Origin of the sequence: Saliphagus sp. LR7 (assembly GCF_003344565.1) — an archaeon.
Taxonomy (GTDB): Archaea; Halobacteriota; Halobacteria; order Halobacteriales; family Natrialbaceae; genus Saliphagus; species Saliphagus infecundisoli.
The window spans coordinates 72,479-90,081 of sequence record NZ_QPND01000010.1; the positions used below are offsets into that span (position 1 = coordinate 72,479).

Annotated in this window: 27 protein-coding genes; 24 read left to right on the top strand and 3 right to left on the bottom strand. The window is 67.0% G+C overall.

All coding sequences use genetic code 11. From position 1 onward, the window contains the following. Nucleotide 1 precedes the first annotated feature (1 nt). The 23 genes from DVH23_RS14240 (at nt 2) to DVH23_RS14350 (ending at nt 13,300) form a co-directional block, all read left to right on the top strand. Nucleotides 2–484, top strand: coding sequence for a 50S ribosomal protein L22 (locus tag DVH23_RS14240; RefSeq protein ID WP_114578098.1), 483 nt, complete (start codon nt 2–4; stop codon nt 482–484). Beyond that, nucleotides 484–1,431 (top strand): 30S ribosomal protein S3, encoded by a 948-nt coding sequence (locus tag DVH23_RS14245; RefSeq protein WP_114578099.1) that lies wholly within the window; start codon nt 484–486, stop codon nt 1,429–1,431. Before DVH23_RS14240 ends, DVH23_RS14245 begins: the two co-directional genes overlap by 1 nt. Then, a complete protein-coding gene (rpmC, locus tag DVH23_RS14250) occupies nt 1,431–1,649 on the top strand; it encodes a 50S ribosomal protein L29 (protein ID WP_114578100.1) in 219 nt (72 codons plus the stop codon). The genes DVH23_RS14245 and rpmC overlap by 1 nt, the downstream gene beginning before the upstream one ends. A 28-nt stretch (nt 1,650–1,677) precedes the next feature. Further along, complete coding sequence (locus DVH23_RS14255) at nt 1,678–2,124, top strand: ribonuclease P protein component 1 (protein WP_114578101.1); 447 nt, start codon at nt 1,678–1,680, stop codon at nt 2,122–2,124. Next, complete coding sequence (locus DVH23_RS14260; RefSeq protein WP_114578102.1) at nt 2,115–2,567, top strand: 30S ribosomal protein S17; 453 nt, start codon at nt 2,115–2,117, stop codon at nt 2,565–2,567. The genes DVH23_RS14255 and DVH23_RS14260 overlap by 10 nt, the downstream gene beginning before the upstream one ends. Beyond that, the gene (locus DVH23_RS14265; RefSeq protein WP_114578103.1) at nt 2,567–2,965 is read left to right on the top strand and encodes a 50S ribosomal protein L14; all 399 of its coding nucleotides are present in this window, start codon (nt 2,567–2,569) and stop codon (nt 2,963–2,965) included. Before DVH23_RS14260 ends, DVH23_RS14265 begins: the two co-directional genes overlap by 1 nt. A 2-nt stretch (nt 2,966–2,967) precedes the next feature. Beyond that, entirely contained in the window at nt 2,968–3,324 is a 357-nt protein-coding gene (gene rplX / locus DVH23_RS14270) for a 50S ribosomal protein L24 (protein ID WP_114578104.1), read from the top strand. Further along, nucleotides 3,321–4,061 carry a 30S ribosomal protein S4e gene (locus tag DVH23_RS14275; protein ID WP_114578105.1) on the top strand — a complete coding sequence of 247 codons (741 nt, stop codon included), beginning with the start codon at nt 3,321–3,323 and terminating at the stop codon, nt 4,059–4,061. The genes rplX and DVH23_RS14275 overlap by 4 nt, the downstream gene beginning before the upstream one ends. After that, nucleotides 4,058–4,600, top strand: a complete 543-nt coding sequence (locus DVH23_RS14280) for a 50S ribosomal protein L5 (protein WP_114578106.1) — start codon at nt 4,058–4,060, stop codon at nt 4,598–4,600. The genes DVH23_RS14275 and DVH23_RS14280 overlap by 4 nt, the downstream gene beginning before the upstream one ends. Further along, entirely contained in the window at nt 4,593–4,772 is a 180-nt protein-coding gene (locus DVH23_RS14285) for a 30S ribosomal protein S14 (RefSeq protein WP_114578107.1), read from the top strand. The genes DVH23_RS14280 and DVH23_RS14285 overlap by 8 nt, the downstream gene beginning before the upstream one ends. Then, on the top strand, nt 4,772–5,164 hold the full coding sequence (locus DVH23_RS14290) for a 30S ribosomal protein S8 (protein ID WP_114578108.1): 393 nt from the start codon (nt 4,772–4,774) through the stop codon (nt 5,162–5,164). The genes DVH23_RS14285 and DVH23_RS14290 overlap by 1 nt, the downstream gene beginning before the upstream one ends. A 2-nt stretch (nt 5,165–5,166) precedes the next feature. Then, nucleotides 5,167–5,697, top strand: a complete 531-nt coding sequence (locus tag DVH23_RS14295) for a 50S ribosomal protein L6 (protein WP_114578109.1) — start codon at nt 5,167–5,169, stop codon at nt 5,695–5,697. After that, nucleotides 5,697–6,422 carry a 50S ribosomal protein L32e gene (locus tag DVH23_RS14300; protein WP_114578110.1) on the top strand — a complete coding sequence of 242 codons (726 nt, stop codon included), beginning with the start codon at nt 5,697–5,699 and terminating at the stop codon, nt 6,420–6,422. The genes DVH23_RS14295 and DVH23_RS14300 overlap by 1 nt, the downstream gene beginning before the upstream one ends. Continuing rightward, complete coding sequence (locus DVH23_RS14305; protein ID WP_114578111.1) at nt 6,415–6,864, top strand: 50S ribosomal protein L19e; 450 nt, start codon at nt 6,415–6,417, stop codon at nt 6,862–6,864. The genes DVH23_RS14300 and DVH23_RS14305 overlap by 8 nt, the downstream gene beginning before the upstream one ends. Then, nucleotides 6,864–7,412 carry a 50S ribosomal protein L18 gene (locus DVH23_RS14310; protein ID WP_114578112.1) on the top strand — a complete coding sequence of 183 codons (549 nt, stop codon included), beginning with the start codon at nt 6,864–6,866 and terminating at the stop codon, nt 7,410–7,412. Before DVH23_RS14305 ends, DVH23_RS14310 begins: the two co-directional genes overlap by 1 nt. After that, nucleotides 7,409–8,050, top strand: a complete 642-nt coding sequence (locus tag DVH23_RS14315) for a 30S ribosomal protein S5 (RefSeq protein WP_114578113.1) — start codon at nt 7,409–7,411, stop codon at nt 8,048–8,050. The genes DVH23_RS14310 and DVH23_RS14315 overlap by 4 nt, the downstream gene beginning before the upstream one ends. Then, the gene (gene rpmD / locus DVH23_RS14320; RefSeq protein WP_114578114.1) at nt 8,047–8,514 is read left to right on the top strand and encodes a 50S ribosomal protein L30; all 468 of its coding nucleotides are present in this window, start codon (nt 8,047–8,049) and stop codon (nt 8,512–8,514) included. The genes DVH23_RS14315 and rpmD overlap by 4 nt, the downstream gene beginning before the upstream one ends. Nucleotides 8,515–8,516: 2 nt before the next feature. Then, nucleotides 8,517–9,014 carry an uL15m family ribosomal protein gene (locus tag DVH23_RS14325; protein WP_114578115.1) on the top strand — a complete coding sequence of 166 codons (498 nt, stop codon included), beginning with the start codon at nt 8,517–8,519 and terminating at the stop codon, nt 9,012–9,014. A 3-nt stretch (nt 9,015–9,017) separates the two neighbouring features. Continuing rightward, nucleotides 9,018–10,475 carry a preprotein translocase subunit SecY gene (gene secY / locus DVH23_RS14330; protein ID WP_114578116.1) on the top strand — a complete coding sequence of 486 codons (1,458 nt, stop codon included), beginning with the start codon at nt 9,018–9,020 and terminating at the stop codon, nt 10,473–10,475. 149 nt (nt 10,476–10,624) lie between these two features. After that, the gene (locus tag DVH23_RS14335) at nt 10,625–11,083 is read left to right on the top strand and encodes a hypothetical protein (protein ID WP_114578117.1); all 459 of its coding nucleotides are present in this window, start codon (nt 10,625–10,627) and stop codon (nt 11,081–11,083) included. A 49-nt stretch (nt 11,084–11,132) separates the two neighbouring features. Continuing rightward, nucleotides 11,133–11,399, top strand: a complete 267-nt coding sequence (locus DVH23_RS14340) for a cytochrome C oxidase subunit IV family protein (RefSeq protein ID WP_114578118.1) — start codon at nt 11,133–11,135, stop codon at nt 11,397–11,399. A gap of 83 nt (nt 11,400–11,482) precedes the next feature. Then, nucleotides 11,483–12,880, top strand: a complete 1,398-nt coding sequence (locus tag DVH23_RS14345; protein ID WP_114578119.1) for a hypothetical protein — start codon at nt 11,483–11,485, stop codon at nt 12,878–12,880. 123 nt (nt 12,881–13,003) lie between these two features. Beyond that, entirely contained in the window at nt 13,004–13,300 is a 297-nt protein-coding gene (locus tag DVH23_RS14350; RefSeq protein ID WP_114578120.1) for a hypothetical protein, read from the top strand. Between the two features lie 31 nt (nt 13,301–13,331). On the opposite strand, the gene DVH23_RS14355 is transcribed toward DVH23_RS14350, so the two are convergent. After that, nucleotides 13,332–15,518, bottom strand: a complete 2,187-nt coding sequence (locus tag DVH23_RS14355; RefSeq protein WP_114578121.1) for an elongation factor EF-2 — start codon at nt 15,516–15,518, stop codon at nt 13,332–13,334. A gap of 97 nt (nt 15,519–15,615) precedes the next feature. On the opposite strand from DVH23_RS14355, the gene DVH23_RS14360 reads away from it, so the two are divergent. Then, a complete protein-coding gene (locus DVH23_RS14360; protein ID WP_114578122.1) occupies nt 15,616–16,356 on the top strand; it encodes a DUF5781 family protein in 741 nt (246 codons plus the stop codon). A gap of 142 nt (nt 16,357–16,498) precedes the next feature. Here DVH23_RS14360 and DVH23_RS14365 read toward each other — a convergent pair whose 3' ends face one another. Beyond that, complete coding sequence (locus DVH23_RS14365) at nt 16,499–17,107, bottom strand: 30S ribosomal protein S7 (protein WP_114578123.1); 609 nt, start codon at nt 17,105–17,107, stop codon at nt 16,499–16,501. Between the two features lies 1 nt (nt 17,108). Beyond that, on the bottom strand, nt 17,109–17,537 hold the full coding sequence (locus DVH23_RS14370) for a 30S ribosomal protein S12 (RefSeq protein WP_114578124.1): 429 nt from the start codon (nt 17,535–17,537) through the stop codon (nt 17,109–17,111). Nucleotides 17,538–17,603 lie beyond the last annotated feature (66 nt).

Consider the following 17,603-nt stretch of genomic DNA (forward strand, 5'->3'; position numbering starts at 1 on the left):
CATGGGAATCAACTACTCTGTCGAGGCGGACCCGGATTCGACGGCGAAAGCCATGCTCCGGGAGCGCCCAATGAGCCACAAGCACAGCAAGGAGGTCGCCCGCGCGATCAAGGGCAAGACCGTCGCCGAGGCGACGGGGTACCTCCAGTCGGTCATCGACGAGGAGCAGTCGGTGCCGTTCAAGTCCCACAACACCGGCGCCGGCCACCGCTCGGACATCGACGGCTGGGACGCCGGCAAGTACCCCGAGAAGGTAAGCGGCGAGTTCCTCGACCTGCTCGAGAACGTCACGGCCAACGCCGACCACCAGGGGTTTACCGGCGACGAGATGCGGATCGAACACGTCGCCGCCCACAAGGTCGGCGAGTCGACGGGCCGCAAGCCCCGCGCGATGGGGCGGGCGAGCGCCTGGAACACGCCGGAGGTCGACGTCGAGATCGTCGTCGCCGAGATCGAGGACGAACACACGGAGGACGATAGCTAATGGCGGACGAACACCAGTTCATCGAGGACGGCCTGCAACGCTCCCAGATCGACGAGTTCTTCGCGGACGAACTCGGCCGTGCGGGCTACGGCGGAATGGACGTCGCCAAGACCCCGATGGGGACCCAGATCGTCCTCAAAGCCGAGAAACCCGGCATGGTCATCGGCAAGGGCGGCGAGAACATCCGGAAGGTCACCACCGCCTTAGAGGAGAAGTTCAACCTCGACGACCCCCAGATCGACGTCCAGGAGGTCGACGAACCCGATCTGAACGCACGGATCGTCGCCGACCGACTCGCCAACGCCCTCGAACGAGGGTGGTACTTCCGGAAAGCCGGCCACACCACCATCGACCGGATCATGGACGCCGGCGCGTTGGGCGCCGAGATCGTCCTCGCCGGGAAGGTCACCGGCGCGCGCTCGCGGGTCGAGAAGTTCAACCGGGGCTACATCAAGCACAACGGCGAGCCCGCAGAGGAGGTCGTCGACCACGGCCAGGGCGTCGCCGTCATGAAGCTCGGCACGATCGGCGTCAACGTCAAGATCATCCCGCCGGGCGCCGAACTCCCCGACGACTTCGACGTCCACGAGGACGCAGACCCCGAGGAGGTCGTCCCCGAGGCCGTCGAGGCAAACGAGAGCGTCGAGGACCTGCTCGAGGGCGAACCCGACGACGACGTCGCCGACGAACGCGCCGACGAGGACGTCGAGGAGCCCGCCGAGCCCGGCGAGGCCGAGGTCGACGAGGAGGTCGTCGAGGAGATCATCGACGAGGAGACGGCCGACGACGAGGCCGAAGCGCCGGCCGACGAGGAGATCGAGGAGGAACTCGACGACCTCGAGGAGGACGTCGAGGCCGAAGCCGAGGAGTTGCTCTCGGAGATGGACGAGGAGGGCGAGGCCTCGGATGACGACGAAAACGACGAAGACGGGGGAGGTGAGGACTGATGGCGATCGTCCACGCCGAGGAGCTCCGAGACATGACCCCCGCCGAGCGCGAGGCCGAACTCGAGGAGTTAGAGACCGAGCTCCTCAACGCGAAGGCGGTGCTCGCCGCCGGCGGCGCGCCCGAAAACCCCGGCGAGATCGGCGAGCTGAAGCGAACGATCGCCCGGATCAAGACGATCCAGCGAGAAGAAGGCGATCTCGAAGCGGACGAAGAATAGCACGGCAACCGAGACGGACCCCAACCCAATGGCACTCACACCCGAAACCCTGGTTCGCCACGAGCTGAACGGGCTTCCCGTTCGGGTCGCAGAGAGCGACGACCCCTCGCGGGTCGGCCTCTCGGGGCGGGTCGTCGTCGAGACGACCAACACCCTACAGGTCGAGACCCGAAGCGGCGGCTCCAGGCGGGTGGTGACCGTGCCCAAGGAGGGGTCCGTCTTCGAGTTCGCGATCACAGATGACGCCGCCGGGGACGAGAGGTCCCCGGGGACCGCGTTCAAACTGGCCGACGCCCAACCCTCCGACTCCGTCGAGTCCGGAGTCGAGGACCGAGCCGACGGCGCCGCCGTCGGCTGTCGTGCCTTCGGGCACGCCGCTGGCGAGAACGTGGCCTACGTTACGGTCGATGGATCGCGACTGCTCTCACGACCCGCGCGGCGAACCGAAACGAGCGGTGATTCACCATGGCAATAGGATTAGATGTAGAAACCCCTCCGGAACCGGAAAACCCGGAGGAATACGACTACGAGAAGTGTCCGTTCTACGGCGACCTACCGGTCCGGGGCCAGACCCTGGTCGGCACCGTCGTCTCGACGGACATGGACAAGACCGTAGTCGTCGAACGAGAGTACGACGTGACGGTCCCGAAGTACGACCGTCAGATGAAGCGTCGCTCGCGCATCCCGGCACACGTGCCGGGCGTGCTCGAGGGCCTCTCGGTCGGCGACACGGTCACCATCGCAGAGACCCGACCACTGTCGAAGACGAAATCGCACGTGGTCGTCGAACGAATCGAGGAGGCGACCGCCGAGGACCTCGCCGAGTTGACCCGGCAGACCGAGCCCGACCAGGAGCTCTCGGCGAGCGACGTCACCGAGGGCGCCGAACCCGAGGCCGACACGGAGGGTGACGCCTGATGGAAGCGATGAAAGCCGACGTCACCCAGGGCCTGAAGAAGGGGTCCCTGGTCACGTGTGCGGACAACACGGGCGCACGCGAGCTGAAAGTCATCAGCGTCGCGGGCTACCAGGGAACTAAGAACCGCCAGCCGAAGGCGGGGCTTGGCGACAAGGTGACCGTCTCCGTCACGAAAGGGACCCCCGAGATGCGCCGCCAGGTGCTCGAAGCGGTGATCGTCCGCCAGCGGAAGCCGATCCGCCGGCCCGACGGCACCCGCCTGAAGTTCGAGGACAACGCGGCGGTCATCATCGACGAGAACGAGGAGCCACGGGGCACCGAGATCAAGGGGCCGATCGCCCGCGAGGTCGCCGAACGGTTCGGCGCCATCGCGAGCACGGCGACGATGATCGTCTAACCATGAGCAAGCAACCACGCAAACAACGAAAGCGAAGCGAGGAGGCGCCCCTCCACGAACGGGGCACGAAGCTCCACGCGACCCTCGACGGGGAGCTCCGCGAGGAGTACGACCGTCGTCGGACCCGCGTCAACGTCGGCGACACCGTCGAACTAATGAGAGGCGACCACGCCGGCGAGGAAGGCGAGGTCGTCGGCGTCGACTTAGAGGACGGCACCGTAGACGTCGAGGACGTGACGATCGAGACCGCCGACGGCGAGGAGGTCCCTCGTTCGGTCGAACCCTCGAACGTCCGGCTCGTCGACCTCGACTTAGAGGACGACCGGCGCGAGGCGCGCCTGGAGGGTGAGGACGAATGACCAACCACCAGAAACGCCTCGCGGCGCCGAACTCCTGGCCCGTCGAGCGCAAGACCGAGACGTTCACGGTCAAAGCCGGCGCCGGCCCCCACGGACAGGCGGGTGTTCCCCTCCTGATCCTGCTCCGGGACGTGCTCGGCTACGTCGACTCGAAGAAGGAGGCCCGCTACGCGGTCAGTGAGGACGCGATCCTGGTCAACGGCGAGCCCGTCGGCGACGAGGCCCGTCCGATCGGGATGTTCGACATCGTCGCGTTCCCCGACCGCGAGGAGTACTACCGCGTGTTTCCCGACGAGGGCGGCCGACTGGCGCTGTCGGCGATCGACGCCGAGGCCGCCGGCAGCCGTCTCGGGAAGATCGAGGGCAAGCGTCAGGTCGACGGCGGCCGGACCCAGCTGACCCTCCACGACGGCGCGAACGTCGTCGTCGACGAGGAGTACGCGACCAACGATTCGATCGTCGTCGACAACGAATCGAAGGAGATCGTCGCCCACTTCCCCTACGAGGAGGGCGCGCTGGTCACCGCCGTCCGTGGCAACCACGCCGGCAAGATCGGCGAGATCGAGGCGATCGAGATCACCGCCGGCAGCGGCTCGAACGCCGTCACCATCTCCGGCGACGACCCCTTCGAGACCGTCGAGGAGTACGTCGTCGTCATCGACGAGAACTTCGTCGGCGACGACGACCCCGACGTCACCACGACCGGCGAGAGCGCGGACGGAGGTGAGGACGAATGAGCGAGGCAGACACCGAAACCGGCTTCCACGAGATGCGCGAACCCCGCATCGAGAAGGTCGTCGTCCACATGGGCGTCGGCCGTGGCGGGCGCGATCTCAACCGGGCCGAGGGGATCTTAGAGGAGATCACCGGCCAGTCGAGCGTCCGGACCCAGGCGACGGCGACCGAACCCGAGTTCGGCATCCGCCAGGGCGAGCCCATCGGCGCGAAAGTCACGCTGCGGGGCGAGGAGGCGGACGAGTTCCTCGAGACCGCACTCGGCCTCACGGAGCTGTCGGCCACCCAGTTCGACGACACGGGCAACGTCAGCTTCGGGGTCGAGGAACACACCGACTTCCCGAGCCAGGAGTACGACCCCGAGGTCGGGATCTACGGGCTCGACGTCACCGTCAACCTGGTTCGGCCGGGCTACCGGGTCTCGAAACGCGACAAGGCCAACCGCTCGATCCCCGCCGGTCACCGTCTGACCGCCGAGGACGCGGTCGCCTATCTCGAGGCCGCCTTCGACGCGGAGATCACGGAGGGAAACGATGAGTGAAAGCGACACCGAAACCGAGACGGGCGAACACGCCACCAAGCGGACGGGCCAGATCGAGGCCTGCCAGCGCTGTGGCCGCAAGCAGGGGCTCGTCGGCAAGTACGACATCAACCTCTGCAGACAGTGTTTCCGCGAGGTCGCCCGCGACATGGGATTCAAGAAGTACAGATAATGACAGGGAACGACCCACTCAGCAACGCGCTTTCGGGACTCGACAACGCCGAGAGCGTGGGGCATCTCACACACGAGGTATCGCCAGCCTCGAACGAGATCGGCAGCGTCCTCGAAGTGCTCTACGACCGGGGGTATATCTCCGGGTTCGAGCTCGTCGAGGACGGGAAGGCCGGTCGGTTCGAGGTCGAACTGAACGGAGCGATCAACGCCTGTGGCCCCGTCAAGCCGCGGTACTCGGTCGGCGCCGACGACTTCGAGCGCTGGGAGAAGCGGTTTCTCCCCGCTCGGGACTTCGGCGCGCTCGTCGTCACGACGAGCAGTGGAATCATGAGCCACTACGAGGCCCGCGAGCAGGGTATCGGGGGCCAGGTGATCGCGTACGTCTACTAACAATGCGCACAGAACTCGAACCCCCGGAGGACGTAAGCGTCGAGGTCGACCACCTCGACGTCACCGTCTCCGGCCCGAACGGCAGCGTCACCCGCCGGCTCTGGTACCCGAACGTCACGGTCGAACTCGAGGACGACGTCGTCGTCGTCGAGAGCGACGTCGAGGACGCGAAGACGACCGCGACCGTCGGCACCTTCGAGAGCCACCTGCGAAACGCCTTCCACGGCGTCGTCGAGGGCTGGGAGTACACGATGGAGGTCTTTTACTCCCACTTCCCGATGCAGGTCCGCGTCGACGGCGAGGAGGTCGTCATCGAGAACTTCCTCGGCGAGCAGGCGCCCCGACGGACGACGATCCACGGCGACACCGAGGTCGCCGTCGACGGCGAGTCGGTCACGCTCTCCGGTCCGAACAAGGAGGACGTCGGCCAGACGGCAGCGGACATCGAACAGCTCACGAAAGTGAAAGGAAAGGACGCCCGCGTCTTCCAGGACGGCGTTTACATCACGGCCAAACCCCGAGGTGGTGCCTGATGGCGGACGACGACGACGTCGAGGAGACGGAGGACGTCGAGGGACTCGAGGAGATAAGCGGCGTCGGCGAGAGCAAGGCCGACGCGCTCCGGGAGGCCGGCTTCGAGACCGTCGAGGACGTCCAGGAAGCGGATCAGGACGACCTGAGCGAGGTCGAGGGGGTCGGCAACGCGCTGGCCGCCCGGATCAAAGCCGACGTCGGCGACCTCGAGGTCAGCGAGGAGACCGACGCAGAGATCGAAGACGAGGGAGGCGAGGAGGAAGCCGAGGAGGCCGAAACCGAACTCCGGCCCCGCGGCCTAGCCGAGAAGACCCCCGAGCTCTCCGAGAACGAGGAGCGACTCCTCTCCCAGCGAAAGCGGGAGGGAACGCCCCAGTTCAACCGCCAGGACTACCACATGAAAAAGCGGACGCCGGAATCCTGGCGTCGGCCCCGCGGTCAGCTGTCGAAACAGCGCCGCGGCATCAAGGGCAAGGGCGCCAAGGTCGAGGCGGGCTACCGGACGCCCGAAGCCGCCCGGGGCAAACACCCGAGCGGCTTCGAGGAGGTCCGCGTCGAGAACACCGACGACTTGGAGGGCGTCGACGGAGACGTCCAGGCGGTTCGGATCGGCTCCTCGGTGGGCGCACGGAAACGCGAGCGCATCGAAGAGGAAGCCGAGGACGCGGGCGTTCGCGTCCTCAACCCGACGTACGTCGAAGTCGAGGTGGATTCCGATGACTGATCTCTCAGCACAGAAGCGACTGGCGGCCGACGTCTTGGACGTCGGGAAGAACCGCATCTGGTTCGACCCCGAGTCCCAGGGCGAGATCGCCGAGGCGATCACGCGAGACGAGATCCGCGAACTCGTCGACTCGGGTACGATCCGGGCCAGCGAGGCCGGCGGGAACTCCCGCGGCCGGGCCCGCGAGCGCAACGCGAAACGCGCCTACGGCCACCGCACGGGGCCGGGAAGCCGGAAAGGCAAGAAGGGTGCCCGCCAGAACGAGAAGGACGAGTGGAAAGGCAAGATTCGAGCACAGCGACGGAAGCTCCGCGAACTCCGCGACAAGGGCGAACTCACGCCGACCCAGTACCGGGAGCTGTACCGGAAGGCCGGCGGCGGGGAGTTCCAGAGCGTCCAGTACCTGTTGAACTACATCGACGACAACTACGGTGACGACTAATGGCGACAGGACCACGATACAAGGTACCGATGCGGCGTCGCCGCGAGGTCCGGACGGACTACCATCAGAGGTTGCGCCTGTTGAAATCGGGCAAACCGCGCCTCGTTGCTCGCACGAGCAACAAGCACACGACGGCGCAGCTGATCTCCCCCGGACCCCAGGGCGACGAGACACGAGCAAGTGCACACTCGAGCGATCTCGCCGACTACGGCTGGGAGGCCCCGACGGGCAACCTGCCGGCGGCCTACCTGACCGGCCTGCTGGCCGGGAAACGGGCCGTCGAGGCCGGTCTCGAGGAGGCAGTCCTCGACATCGGCCTCAACACGGCCTCGCCGGGGAACAAGGTGTTCGCCGTCCAGGAGGGCGCCATCGACGCCGGCCTCGAGATCCCCCACAACGACAGCGTGCTGGCCGACTGGTCGCGAACGCGGGGCGAACACATCGCCGACTACGCAGACCAGCGCGAGGAGCCGCTGTACGGCGGGGAGTTCGACGCGAGTGACCTACCCGACCACTTCGATGAGACACGAGAGGCGATCCTAGAATGAGCGGACGCAACTCCCGGGGCTGGGAGCCGGTTACCCGCCTGGGCAGACAGGTACAGGACGGAGAGATCGAGACGATGGAGGCCGCGCTGAACTCGGGGCTCCCGCTGAAGGAACCCGAGATCGTCGACCAGCTCCTGCCGGGGCTCGACGACGAGGTCCTCGACATCAACATGGTCCAGCGGATGACCGACTCGGGTCGCCGGGTCAAGTTCCGCTGTGTCTGTGTCGTCGGCAACCGCGACGGCTTCGTCGGCTACGCCGAGGGCCGAGACGACCAGGTCGGCTCTGCGATCCAGAAAGCCATCGGCATCGCGAAGCTGAACATGATCCAGGTGCCCCGCGGCTCGGGCTCCTGGGAGGACCGATCCGACCGGCCCCACTCGCTGACCCACCGGACGACCGGGAAAGCGGGCTCCGTCGAGGTCGAACTCATCCCCGCGCCCGAGGGGCTCGGGCTCGCGGCGAGCGACACCGTGCGCGCGGTGCTCGAGCTCGCCGGGATCGAGAACGCCTGGACGAAGAGCCACGGCAACACCCGGACGACGGTGAACCTGGCGAAGGCGACGTTCAACGCCCTGGAGAACGCCTCCCAGTCGCGTGGCGCCCGCAGGCGCGAACGCGAGGTGGTCGAGGGATGAAGGCGATCGTTCAACTCCGCGGCGAGGTCAATCGCCAGGAGGGCGTCGATGACACCCTGGACATGCTGAACGTCCACGAGACCAACCACTGCGCGCTCGTCCCCGAGACCGACACCTACCAGGGGATGGTCGCGAAGGTGAACGACTACGTCGCCTTCGGCGAGCCCAGCCCCGAGGTGCTCGCGACGCTGCTCGAAACGCGCGCCGAGCCCCTCGAGGGCACGTCCTCGGACGTCAACGAGAAGTGGCTCGGCGAGCACACGGAGTACGACGGCTTCGAGAGCCTCGCGGAGGCGCTGCTCGAAGAGGAGACGACGCTTCGCGAACAGGGGCTGTCGCCGACGCTTCGACTGCATCCGCCACGCGGCGGCCACGAGGGGATCAAGCAGCCGGCCTCGAAGGGGGGCCAGCTCGGAACGCACACCACCGAGGAGATCGACGATCTCCTCACCTCGATGCGCTAACAATGACGGACAAGAAACGACGCCAGCGCGGCTCGCGGACCCACGGCGGCGGCTCCCACAAGAATCGTCGTGGGGCGGGCCACCGCGGGGGCCGCGGCCGCGCCGGGCGGAGCAAACACGAGTTCCACAACTACGAACCGAAGGGCAAACACGGCTTCGACCGGCCACAGGACGTCCGCGAGGAGGTCGCGACGATAGACGTCAAGAAGCTAGACGAGGACGTCCCGTTGTACGCGGCCGACGGCCTCGCCGAAGAAGACGGCGACGGCTACCGGATCGACGCCCGCGACGTCGTCGAGGACGGCCACGAGGTCGACGTCGTCAAGGTGCTCGGCGGCGGCCAGGTCCGAACCGAGCTCACCGTGGTCGGCGACGCGTTCTCGGAGAGGGCCCGCGAGAAACTCGAGGACGCGGGCGGCGAGGCGGTCCTCTCCGAGCGCGGGGAAGAACGTCTGGCCGAAGAGGACGAGGACGACGACGAGGACGAGATCGGGGCGTAAGCCATGGGATGGAAGGGTGCCGCGGAACCGGTGTTGACACGGATGCCGGCCGTCCGCCGTCCGGAGGGCCACGTCCCCTTCAAGCGGAAGCTGGCGTGGACCGCCGGCATCCTAGTGCTCTACTTCTTTCTGACCAACGTCGCCCTGCTCGGCTTGGACCAGGGGGAGGCGACCGACCTCTTCGGGCAGTTCCGTGCGATCCTCGCCGGCGAGTTCGGCTCGATCCTCCAGGTGGGGATCGGCCCGATCGTCACCGCGAGCATCGTGCTCCAGCTGCTGGGCGGGACGAACCTGCTCGGGCTCGACACCGACGACCCCCGCGACCAAGTGCTCTACCAGGGGCTCCAGAAGCTGCTGGTTGTCGTGATGACGGCGCTGACCGCCATCCCGATGGTCTTCGCCGGCGGCTTCCTTCCGGTCCAGGGCTCGCTTTCGCTCGGGGGGCTCGCCCTCGATTCGACGGGCGTCCAGCTCCTGCTGTTCGTCCAGATCTTCGTCGGCGGCATCCTCCTGCTCTACATGGACGAGGTGGTGAGCAAGTGGGGCGTCGGCAGCGGGATCGGCCTCTTCATCATCGCGGGGGTCAGCCAGCGGCTGGTCGCCGGCTTCCTCTCGCTGTCCGAGGAGGGGTTCTTCTATAGCTGGTTCCAGATCCTGACCGGGCGGACCGACCTCGATCCGATCGCCGGCGGCGCCGGCCTCTACCAGCTCGTCGTCACCGAGGGCCAGTTGCTCGCGCTCGCGACGACGGTCCTGATCTTCGCGATCGTCGTCTACGCCGAGTCCGTCCGCATCGAGATCCCCCTCTCGCACGCACGCGTGAAGGGTGCCCGCGGGCGGTTCCCGGTGAAGCTGATCTACGCGAGCGTCCTGCCGATGATCCTCGTTCGGGCGGTCCAGGCCAACGTCCAGTTTCTCGGCCAGATCCTGAACAGCCAGTGGGGGATGCCCGCCTGGCTCGGGGTCTACTCCGAGGGCCAGCCCGTGTCGGGCTTTTTCTACTACGTCGCGCCGATCTACTCGCGCGAGGAGTGGCTCTGGTGGACCGCACAGGTCACCCAGGAGTGGTGGCAGGTGCTGATCCGGATCGGGATCGACGTCGCCGTCATGGTCGGCGGCGGCGCGATCTTCGCGATCTTCTGGGTCGAGACGACCGACATGGGCCCGGAGGCGACCGCAAAGCAGATCCAGAACTCCGGGATGCAGATCCCCGGCTTCCGACAGAACGTCGGCGTCGTCGAGAAGGTCATGGAGCGGTACATCCCCCAGGTGACCGTCATCGGGGGCGCCCTCGTCGGCCTGCTCGCGGTCGCCGCGAACATGCTCGGCACCATCGGCTCGGTGACCGGCACCGGCCTGTTGCTCGCGGTCTCGATCACGTACAAGCTGTACGAGGAGATCGCCGAGGAGCAGATGATGGAGATGCATCCGATGATGCGGAACATGTTCGGCAAGGAGTAGCACGTTTTCAAGCCTTCGACCGCAACGACTCGTCGGTTCCAGTCACCGTCCGATCTTTCAACCGGAGTGACGTCTCCCCGCCCCTACCGCCGGAAACCGACAACTGAAGGTTATATATGGCGGAAGGGACAACCTCTATCCAACGCCCCATGGCAGAGATCTACCTCCTCAGCACGGTGCTGATGACCGTCATTCTGATCGCGGTCGCCGTCGCGATCGCACGGAGCGGGCATCGAGCGACGCCGAGCGGCCAGTCCGGCGGACGAAGCGGCTTCGCGGAGTGGTCCGGACGGGTCGACCCCGACCGGCCACGAATCGTCGAACTGGCCTACGACCCGATGGCCTGGACGGTATCCTTCGTCGTCCTCGCGATCGTCTTCATCGCGGGTGCGGTAGTGATGGTCCAGGGACTCTCCGGGATCGGCGGCGCCGTCGGTACCGGCCTGCTCGCGGTCGGCGGGGCGATCCTCGGCGGCTTCCTCTTCTTCGGGGCCTTCTTCGCCGCCCGCGACCGGATCGGCTACACGGCGGCGGGGATCGCGGTCGCCGCGGTGACGACCGGCCTGATCGCGCTGCTCGGCATCGTGGTCATGTTGCTCCAGGCGTAGCGCTCCCAGTGAGGAAGGTATAAGTGGACGACCGCCCGACCACCTAGCAATGGCGAGCGTCCGGACCTACGCGATCATCTACGTGGCGTTACTGGCGCTGGGGACCGTGCAGTTCGTCTTCTTCGAGGGCGACACTGGAATGTCCTATCAGGTTGCAATGGCCGGCGTGCTCGTCCTCTCGGTCGCAAAGGCCGGCCTCATCATCGGGTACTACCAGCACTTGATCGACGAGCCCCGATCGCTGACCTACCTGCTCGGGGGCGCCGTCTTCATGGTGTTCCTGCTGACGATCGCCGCCGGCTTCTCGATTCAGTAATCCGTCGTTCTCGCCGCCGACTCCGGACCCCACATGATCCGCCAACGACGAGTTCACGAACGTCCGGTTTCCTCGAGGGAGCGATGACCGACCATCCGGGGATCCGCGGGACCGGACTCGTCCTCGGAACGCTCGCGCTCGCCGTCTGCGCGAGCGGGGGCGCGACCGCGAGCAACGCCGTCGTCGGGCTCTCGGGATCGGGCGGGGAGATCACGGTACCGACCTGGCTCTATCTCGCCTCCGGAGGCGGCGTCATCGGCGCGATGGCGCTGCTCTCGATGCTCGTCACCGACCGGGTCGTCATCGAGGGCTACCACGACCGGACGGTGGACCTCCCCATCGACGCCCTCCATCGGGTCGGCGACGCCGTCCTCGGCATCGTCGGGATCGCGGGGCTCGCGTTCGTCCTCGTCGTCGGCGTCGCGGGCCCGCAGACGGGGCTGGTCAGCGGCGCCGTCCTCCTGGTGTTCGTCGGCGCCCGAGCCGTCCTGACGATGGTCGCCTACGCGGTCGGCAACCCGTGGCCCGCGATCAACCCCTGGCGGCGAGTCGCGGCGGCGCTGCCGACCCTCGGCCGGTCGTACCCCCGGCGGGCGGGCCACTGGCCCGCCGTCGCCGCCCTGCTCGCCCTGATCTGGCTCGAGGTCGTCGCCCCGCTTAGCTCCTCGCCGCGGGCGCTCGCTGCCGCGGTCGCCGGCTACTCCCTGGTGACGGTCGCCGGCGGGGTCGTCTTCCCGACCGAGACCTGGTTTCGCCGGGCCGACCCGCTGTCGGTGTGGTTTCGCTGCTACGGCTCGGTCGCGCCGATACAGCGGACCGACGACGGGCTCGCCCTCCGGGCGCCGGGCGCCCGGCTCGGCGACGACGACGTGCTCGCGGAGCTTTCCGGGGTCGCGTTCGCCGTCCTCCTGGTCTGGGAGTTGACCTACAGCGGCTTCATCGTGACGCCGCCGGGCGCGCGAGCAGTCGAGGCGGCCGTGGGCCTCGGGCTCCCGGCCGAACTCGTTTACCTACTCCTCCTCGTGGGCGGTTTCGCCGCCTTCTGGGGGGCCTACTGGGCCGCCGCCGGGCTCACGCGCCGGCGCGCGGAGACCTTTCTCTCCCGGCGCTATCTCGCGGTCCGCTTCGGACCCGCGCTGCTGGCGATCGCCGCCGGCTACCACCTCGCTCATTACGCCGGGTTCGCGATCCAGCTCTGGCCCGCCTTTCTCGACTCCCTCCTGATGCCCCTCTCGCCGCCGGCGAACCCGACCCGATATGCGCTGCCGGGCTGGTTCGGCTACGTCGAGATCGCGGGCATCCTCTCGGGCCACGTGCTCGCGGTCTGGGTGGCCCACACGGTCTCCTTCGAGCTGTTCCCCGGCAAGCTCCAGGCGATCAGAAGCGAGTACCCCTTCGTTGCCCTCATGATCGCCTTCACCGTGGTGAGCCTCCTGCTCGTCTCCCTCCCCGAGACGGGCGCGCCGTACGTTCCGAGCTGATACTGCCGGCTGTAACCGTATGAGACGTCTCGGCTCCCGCCCGACCGAGAATCGCGAACGACGTACAGCCGGTCGTATGAGGACCGCCAGACCCATGCCCGCTCGCGCCCTCCCGCCGGTAGGATGGCGCCCTCGCTGGCGGACTCGACCGAGCGGCTGACCGACCACGAGTACGACGTTCACGGCGACGCCCTCCGCTGTCCGTACTGCGATCGGCCGTTTCCAAGCGAGCGGACCCGGACCTTCCACGTCGGCGTCCGCCACGGCGAGAGCTGTACCGAGGCCGAACGCGAGGCCTACGAGGCCGAACGCGACGACGAGGAGTACGAACTGTTCACGTTCCACCTCAAGGCCGCGGTCTCGGTGTTCCTGATCTACTTCCTGTTCGTGTTCCTCTACGCGCTGGTGTGGGCGGGGTAACGAACGGACGGGAAAACGGGGACGGCGCCGCTTAGATGTAATCGATGCTCGGGGGCAGTTCGAGCTTGCGGCCCTTGCGCTCGCGGATCTCCATGATCGTCTCGGTCTGCAGGGAGTCGGCCATGACCTCGAAGCCGGCGTTTTCGGTGTTCCAGGAGGCCCGACCCTCGGTCGCAGACCGGATGTCGCTCGAGAAGCCGATCATCTCCTCGACGGGGGCGATCCCCTCGACGACCATGAGGTCGCCTTCCTGGTACATGTCGTCGACGCGGCCACGACGGCCCTGGATCTCGCCGCTGGCGGCGCCCATGTGGTCGTTGGGCACGTCGATGCGGACGTCCTGCATCGGCTCTAAGAGCATGATGTGGCCGTCGATCAGGGACTTGTGGACCGCCTCGCGGGTCGCGGGGATGACCTGTGCGGGTCCCCGATGGATCGTGTCCTCGTGGAGCTTCGCGTCGTGGAGACGGATCAGCGTCCCCTGGACGGGCTCCTGGGCCAGCGGGCCGTTGTCGAGGGCGTCCTCTAAGCCCTCGATGAACAGCTCCATCGTCTCGTTTAGGTGCTGGATGCCCTTTGTCTGGTCGAGGAGGATGTTCGTCCCGTGGATGTGCTCGACGTCCTGGGAGTCGTCCTTGCCCATGCCGGCGTCCTGGAGCGCCTCGCGGCGCTCCTGTTCGGGCATGTCCATCGAGGCCTCGCCGAGCTGGATCGCCTCGACGATCTCCTGGTCGAGGGGTTCGGCCGAGATGTAAAAGCGGTTGTGACGGTTGGGGGAGATCCCCTCGACCGTGTCGCTTTCGCGCTGGACGGCCTCGCGGTAGACGACGATCGGTTCGCCGGTGTTGACGGGGATTCCCTGGTTCTTCTCGATGCGCTGGGTGATGACCTCGAGGTGGAGTTCGCCCTGGCCGCTGATGAGGTGTTCGCCGGTGTCCTCGTTGATCTCGATCTGGATCGTGGGGTCTTCTTTCGACACCTGGCGAAGGGTCTCGATCAGCTTCGGGAGGTCGTCCATCGTCTGGGCCTCGACGCTCTTCGTGATGACCGGCTCGGAGATGTGCTCGATCGACTCGAAGGGAGTCATCTCCACGCTGGAAACCGTCGAGCCGGCGATCGCATCCCGGAGCCCGGTGACGGCGGCGATGTTGCCCGCGGGGACGCTCTCGACTTCCTCGCGTTCGCCGCCCATGTAGATGCCGACCGACTGGACGCGGTTCCGGCCCGCGGTGCCCGAGACGTACAGCTCCTGGCCCTTCTCGATGGTCCCCGAGAAGACCCGACCGGCCGCGATCTCGCCGGCGTGGGGGTCGATGCCGATGTCGGTGACCATCAGGACGACCTCGCCCTCGTCGTCGACCAGCCGCATCCCCTCCGCGAGTTCGCTCTCGTCGTCACCGCGCCAGACCCGCGGGATACGGCGGGGCTGGGCGTCGAGCGGGTTCGGGAAGTGCTCACAGACCATGTCGAGGACGACGTTCGAGAGCGGCGTCCGCTCGTGGAGCTCCTGGCGCTTGCCGGCTTGCTCCAGATCGATGATGTCGCCGAAGTCCATCCCGGTTCGCTGCATCGAGGGCATCGAGACGCCCCACTTGTAGAGCGCGGAGCCGAAGCCGACGGTGCCGCCCTCGACGCTGACGGTCCAGTCGTCGACGTCGTCCATGTCCTGGGTCATCCCCTCGATGAGCTCGTTGACGTCGGCGATGACGCTGAGGAGGCGTTCTTGCATCTCCTGGGGGCCCTCCTGAAGTTCGCTGATGAGGCGGTCGACCTTGTTGATGAAGAGGGTCGGCTTGACGCCCTCTCGGAGCGCCTGCCGGAGCACCGTCTCGGTCTGGGGCATCGCGCCCTCGACGGCGTCGACGACGACGAGCGCGCCGTCGACCGCCCGCATCGCACGGGTGACGTCCCCGCCGAAGTCGACGTGGCCGGGGGTGTCGATCAGGTTGATGAGGTGATTTTTGCCCTCGTACTCGTGGGTCATCGAAACGTTCGCCGCGTCGATGGTGATCCCACGCTCTTGCTCGTCCTCTTTCGTGTCCATCGCGAGCTGCTCGCCGGCGGTGTCGTCGGAGATCATGCCTGCGCCAGCAAGCAGGTTGTCGGTCAGGGTGGTCTTGCCGTGGTCGACGTGAGCGGCGATGGCGATGTTCCGGATGTTCTCCGGCTCGTCCATGAGCCGTTCACACTCCTGTACGATCTTTTTGCGTCTGCCCATATGGGCCTCACTACCGCCAGCAGGGTCAAAAGGGTGCTGTTTCTCCCCCCGCGTGGGCACAAGAGCCATACCGCCCCGGTCCCTGCTACCGATACTGATGGATCTCCGCGTACGCGGGTCGGGACCCGCCGCGCCCTTCCTGGGCGCCCGCGACTTGCTCGAGACCGAACGCGACCTCGCCCTGCCCGTCGACGTCCGGATCAGAGAGGACCCCGACGAACGGACCTGGGTGGGCCACCATGACGACCGCCACGTCCTGAACATCTCCCGACAGGCCGCGGCCAGCGCGATGGCCCGCGAACTCGCCCTCCACGAGTTCGCCCACATGGCCCGCCACGAGGAGGCCCACCCCTCCCACACCCAGCCCATCGAGGAGGTGCTCTACATGGCCCTGGCCGGCCGCCGGGTCGAACGCCGGAAACTCGCCCACTGCTACCAGATCGCAAACCACATGAAGGACATCTACGCCGACGACATCACCCTCACGGTGGGTCCCGGCGAGAAACTGCTCTCCTTTCTCGAATCCGCGCTCGCGGCCGCCGTCGCCGACCGGCCCACACCCGGTCCCGACGATAGCCGACTGATCTCTCCTAGCGCCGACCCCGAGATCACCGCCGTCAACGCCGCCTTCGCCCTCGCACTCGCCGAACGCCACGACCTCGCGGGCGAGGACCACCGCCTCTACGATCTCGCACACGCCGCCGAAAGCGACGCCCCCGAAGTCGATCTCGTGGGGTTTACCCGGCGCTTTCGGGACCTCGCGGCCGACCCCGACTCGAGTACCTACCGTCGGACGCTGCTCGAGGCGACCCGGTCGTACGTCGGGCGTGCGGAGTAAGAGCGGGCGGTCAAGTAGTGGGCTGCCAGATCCCCACCACCACGTCCTCGCGGCCGTGGGGGCCTCGCCGTAAACCGGTGGTGTGTGACGACGCCCTCGCTACGCGAGGGACGCAAAAGCGGAGAAATCGAAGCGAAAACGGTTAGCGTGCGGCGGCCGCGACGCGCTCTTTCTCCTCTTTCTGGCTGATCGCGTACGTCCCGACGTCGTAGTTGGCCGCGCCGACGAGCTGGTTGGCGATGGCCTCCTCGGCGGAGGTCGGGGTCTTGAACGAGTCGTTCTGGACGCCCTGTGCGAGAAAGAGCAGCGCCTGGTCGACCCGGCGCTGGGGCGCGACGTCGACCGCCTTCGGGACCGAGATCCCGCCGTACTTCAGGCGGACGGTCTCCTCGCGGGGCGCGGCGTTCTCGACTGCGGTGACGAGCACCTGGATCGGGTTCTCGTCGGTCCGCTCGTGGACGATCTCGAAGGCCTCGCGGACGAGGTTGAGCGTCTGCTGTTTCTTGCCCGTGTTCTCTTCCGTCTGCATCAGCCGGTTGATGAACCGCTCGACTATCGAGATCTCGGACTTCTGGAACTGTTTGGAGGCGTGACGCCCCATCGTGTGGGCGACGGGCGTCACGGTGATGTAGCGTTCCGTCGAGGGATCCTCGTACTCGATCTCGCCGATCTCCCAGGTGCCAAAGAGGTCGGCGGCGACGTCGGTGCCGCCGGCGGGCGCGTCGGGCTCGGGTTGGTCTGTCTCGGACATGTTATCTGACGGGTTTCTCCGCGTTGCCACGAACGAGTTCGAGCATCGCGACGCCGTTTACCTTGTCGACCTTGTAGTTGACTCCCGAGAGGTCGCCCATCGCACGGCCCTTCGCGCCGCCGATGCCGGCGATCGTGACCTCGTCGTGTTCGTCGATAAAGGAGATGGCGCCGTCGCCGGGACAGAAGGCAGTGACCTGTTTGCCGTTTTTGATCAACTGGACCCGGACGCACTTCCGGATCGCCGAGTTGGGCTGTTTGGCCTCGATGCCTACCTTTTCGAGGACGATACCGCGGGCCTGGGGGGCACCCTCGAGAGGGTCGGACTTCTCGCGGAGGCCCCGTGCACGGCGCGCGTACTCCGAGTCGGACCACCGCTGTTGCTGGCGGTCCTTCTTGAGCTTGCGCGCGGCGTACTTGCCGTTTGCCATAGTGTCCGTTGCTATCCGACGGAGCCACTTAAACGGCCCGTTTGGCACCGGTGTCGGCGTTTCGCC

What these genes read in the sequence shown, in the direction of transcription:
- DVH23_RS14290 (WP_114578108.1), top strand. Translation starts at nt 4,772, where the DNA reads ATGACAGGGAACGACCCACTCAGCAACGCGCTTTCGGGACTCGACAAC.
- DVH23_RS14300 (WP_114578110.1), top strand. Translation starts at nt 5,697, where the DNA reads ATGGCGGACGACGACGACGTCGAGGAGACGGAGGACGTCGAGGGACTC.
- DVH23_RS14245 (WP_114578099.1), top strand. Translation starts at nt 484, where the DNA reads ATGGCGGACGAACACCAGTTCATCGAGGACGGCCTGCAACGCTCCCAG.
- rpmD (WP_114578114.1), top strand. Translation starts at nt 8,047, where the DNA reads ATGAAGGCGATCGTTCAACTCCGCGGCGAGGTCAATCGCCAGGAGGGC.
- DVH23_RS14305 (WP_114578111.1), top strand. Translation starts at nt 6,415, where the DNA reads ATGACTGATCTCTCAGCACAGAAGCGACTGGCGGCCGACGTCTTGGAC.
- DVH23_RS14315 (WP_114578113.1), top strand. Translation starts at nt 7,409, where the DNA reads ATGAGCGGACGCAACTCCCGGGGCTGGGAGCCGGTTACCCGCCTGGGC.
- DVH23_RS14325 (WP_114578115.1), top strand. Translation starts at nt 8,517, where the DNA reads ATGACGGACAAGAAACGACGCCAGCGCGGCTCGCGGACCCACGGCGGC.
- DVH23_RS14255 (WP_114578101.1), top strand. Translation starts at nt 1,678, where the DNA reads ATGGCACTCACACCCGAAACCCTGGTTCGCCACGAGCTGAACGGGCTT.
- rpmC (WP_114578100.1), top strand. Translation starts at nt 1,431, where the DNA reads ATGGCGATCGTCCACGCCGAGGAGCTCCGAGACATGACCCCCGCCGAG.
- DVH23_RS14265 (WP_114578103.1), top strand. Translation starts at nt 2,567, where the DNA reads ATGGAAGCGATGAAAGCCGACGTCACCCAGGGCCTGAAGAAGGGGTCC.
- DVH23_RS14360 (WP_114578122.1), top strand. Translation starts at nt 15,616, where the DNA reads ATGGATCTCCGCGTACGCGGGTCGGGACCCGCCGCGCCCTTCCTGGGC.
- DVH23_RS14275 (WP_114578105.1), top strand. Translation starts at nt 3,321, where the DNA reads ATGACCAACCACCAGAAACGCCTCGCGGCGCCGAACTCCTGGCCCGTC.
- DVH23_RS14345 (WP_114578119.1), top strand. Translation starts at nt 11,483, where the DNA reads ATGACCGACCATCCGGGGATCCGCGGGACCGGACTCGTCCTCGGAACG.
- DVH23_RS14370 (WP_114578124.1), bottom strand. Translation starts at nt 17,537, where the DNA reads ATGGCAAACGGCAAGTACGCCGCGCGCAAGCTCAAGAAGGACCGCCAG.
- DVH23_RS14280 (WP_114578106.1), top strand. Translation starts at nt 4,058, where the DNA reads ATGAGCGAGGCAGACACCGAAACCGGCTTCCACGAGATGCGCGAACCC.
- DVH23_RS14355 (WP_114578121.1), bottom strand. Translation starts at nt 15,518, where the DNA reads ATGGGCAGACGCAAAAAGATCGTACAGGAGTGTGAACGGCTCATGGAC.
- DVH23_RS14260 (WP_114578102.1), top strand. Translation starts at nt 2,115, where the DNA reads ATGGCAATAGGATTAGATGTAGAAACCCCTCCGGAACCGGAAAACCCG.
- DVH23_RS14310 (WP_114578112.1), top strand. Translation starts at nt 6,864, where the DNA reads ATGGCGACAGGACCACGATACAAGGTACCGATGCGGCGTCGCCGCGAG.
- DVH23_RS14365 (WP_114578123.1), bottom strand. Translation starts at nt 17,107, where the DNA reads ATGTCCGAGACAGACCAACCCGAGCCCGACGCGCCCGCCGGCGGCACC.
- DVH23_RS14340 (WP_114578118.1), top strand. Translation starts at nt 11,133, where the DNA reads ATGGCGAGCGTCCGGACCTACGCGATCATCTACGTGGCGTTACTGGCG.
- DVH23_RS14285 (WP_114578107.1), top strand. Translation starts at nt 4,593, where the DNA reads ATGAGTGAAAGCGACACCGAAACCGAGACGGGCGAACACGCCACCAAG.
- secY (WP_114578116.1), top strand. Translation starts at nt 9,018, where the DNA reads ATGGGATGGAAGGGTGCCGCGGAACCGGTGTTGACACGGATGCCGGCC.
- DVH23_RS14335 (WP_114578117.1), top strand. Translation starts at nt 10,625, where the DNA reads ATGGCAGAGATCTACCTCCTCAGCACGGTGCTGATGACCGTCATTCTG.
- DVH23_RS14240 (WP_114578098.1), top strand. Translation starts at nt 2, where the DNA reads ATGGGAATCAACTACTCTGTCGAGGCGGACCCGGATTCGACGGCGAAA.
- DVH23_RS14350 (WP_114578120.1), top strand. Translation starts at nt 13,004, where the DNA reads ATGGCGCCCTCGCTGGCGGACTCGACCGAGCGGCTGACCGACCACGAG.
- DVH23_RS14295 (WP_114578109.1), top strand. Translation starts at nt 5,167, where the DNA reads ATGCGCACAGAACTCGAACCCCCGGAGGACGTAAGCGTCGAGGTCGAC.
- rplX (WP_114578104.1), top strand. Translation starts at nt 2,968, where the DNA reads ATGAGCAAGCAACCACGCAAACAACGAAAGCGAAGCGAGGAGGCGCCC.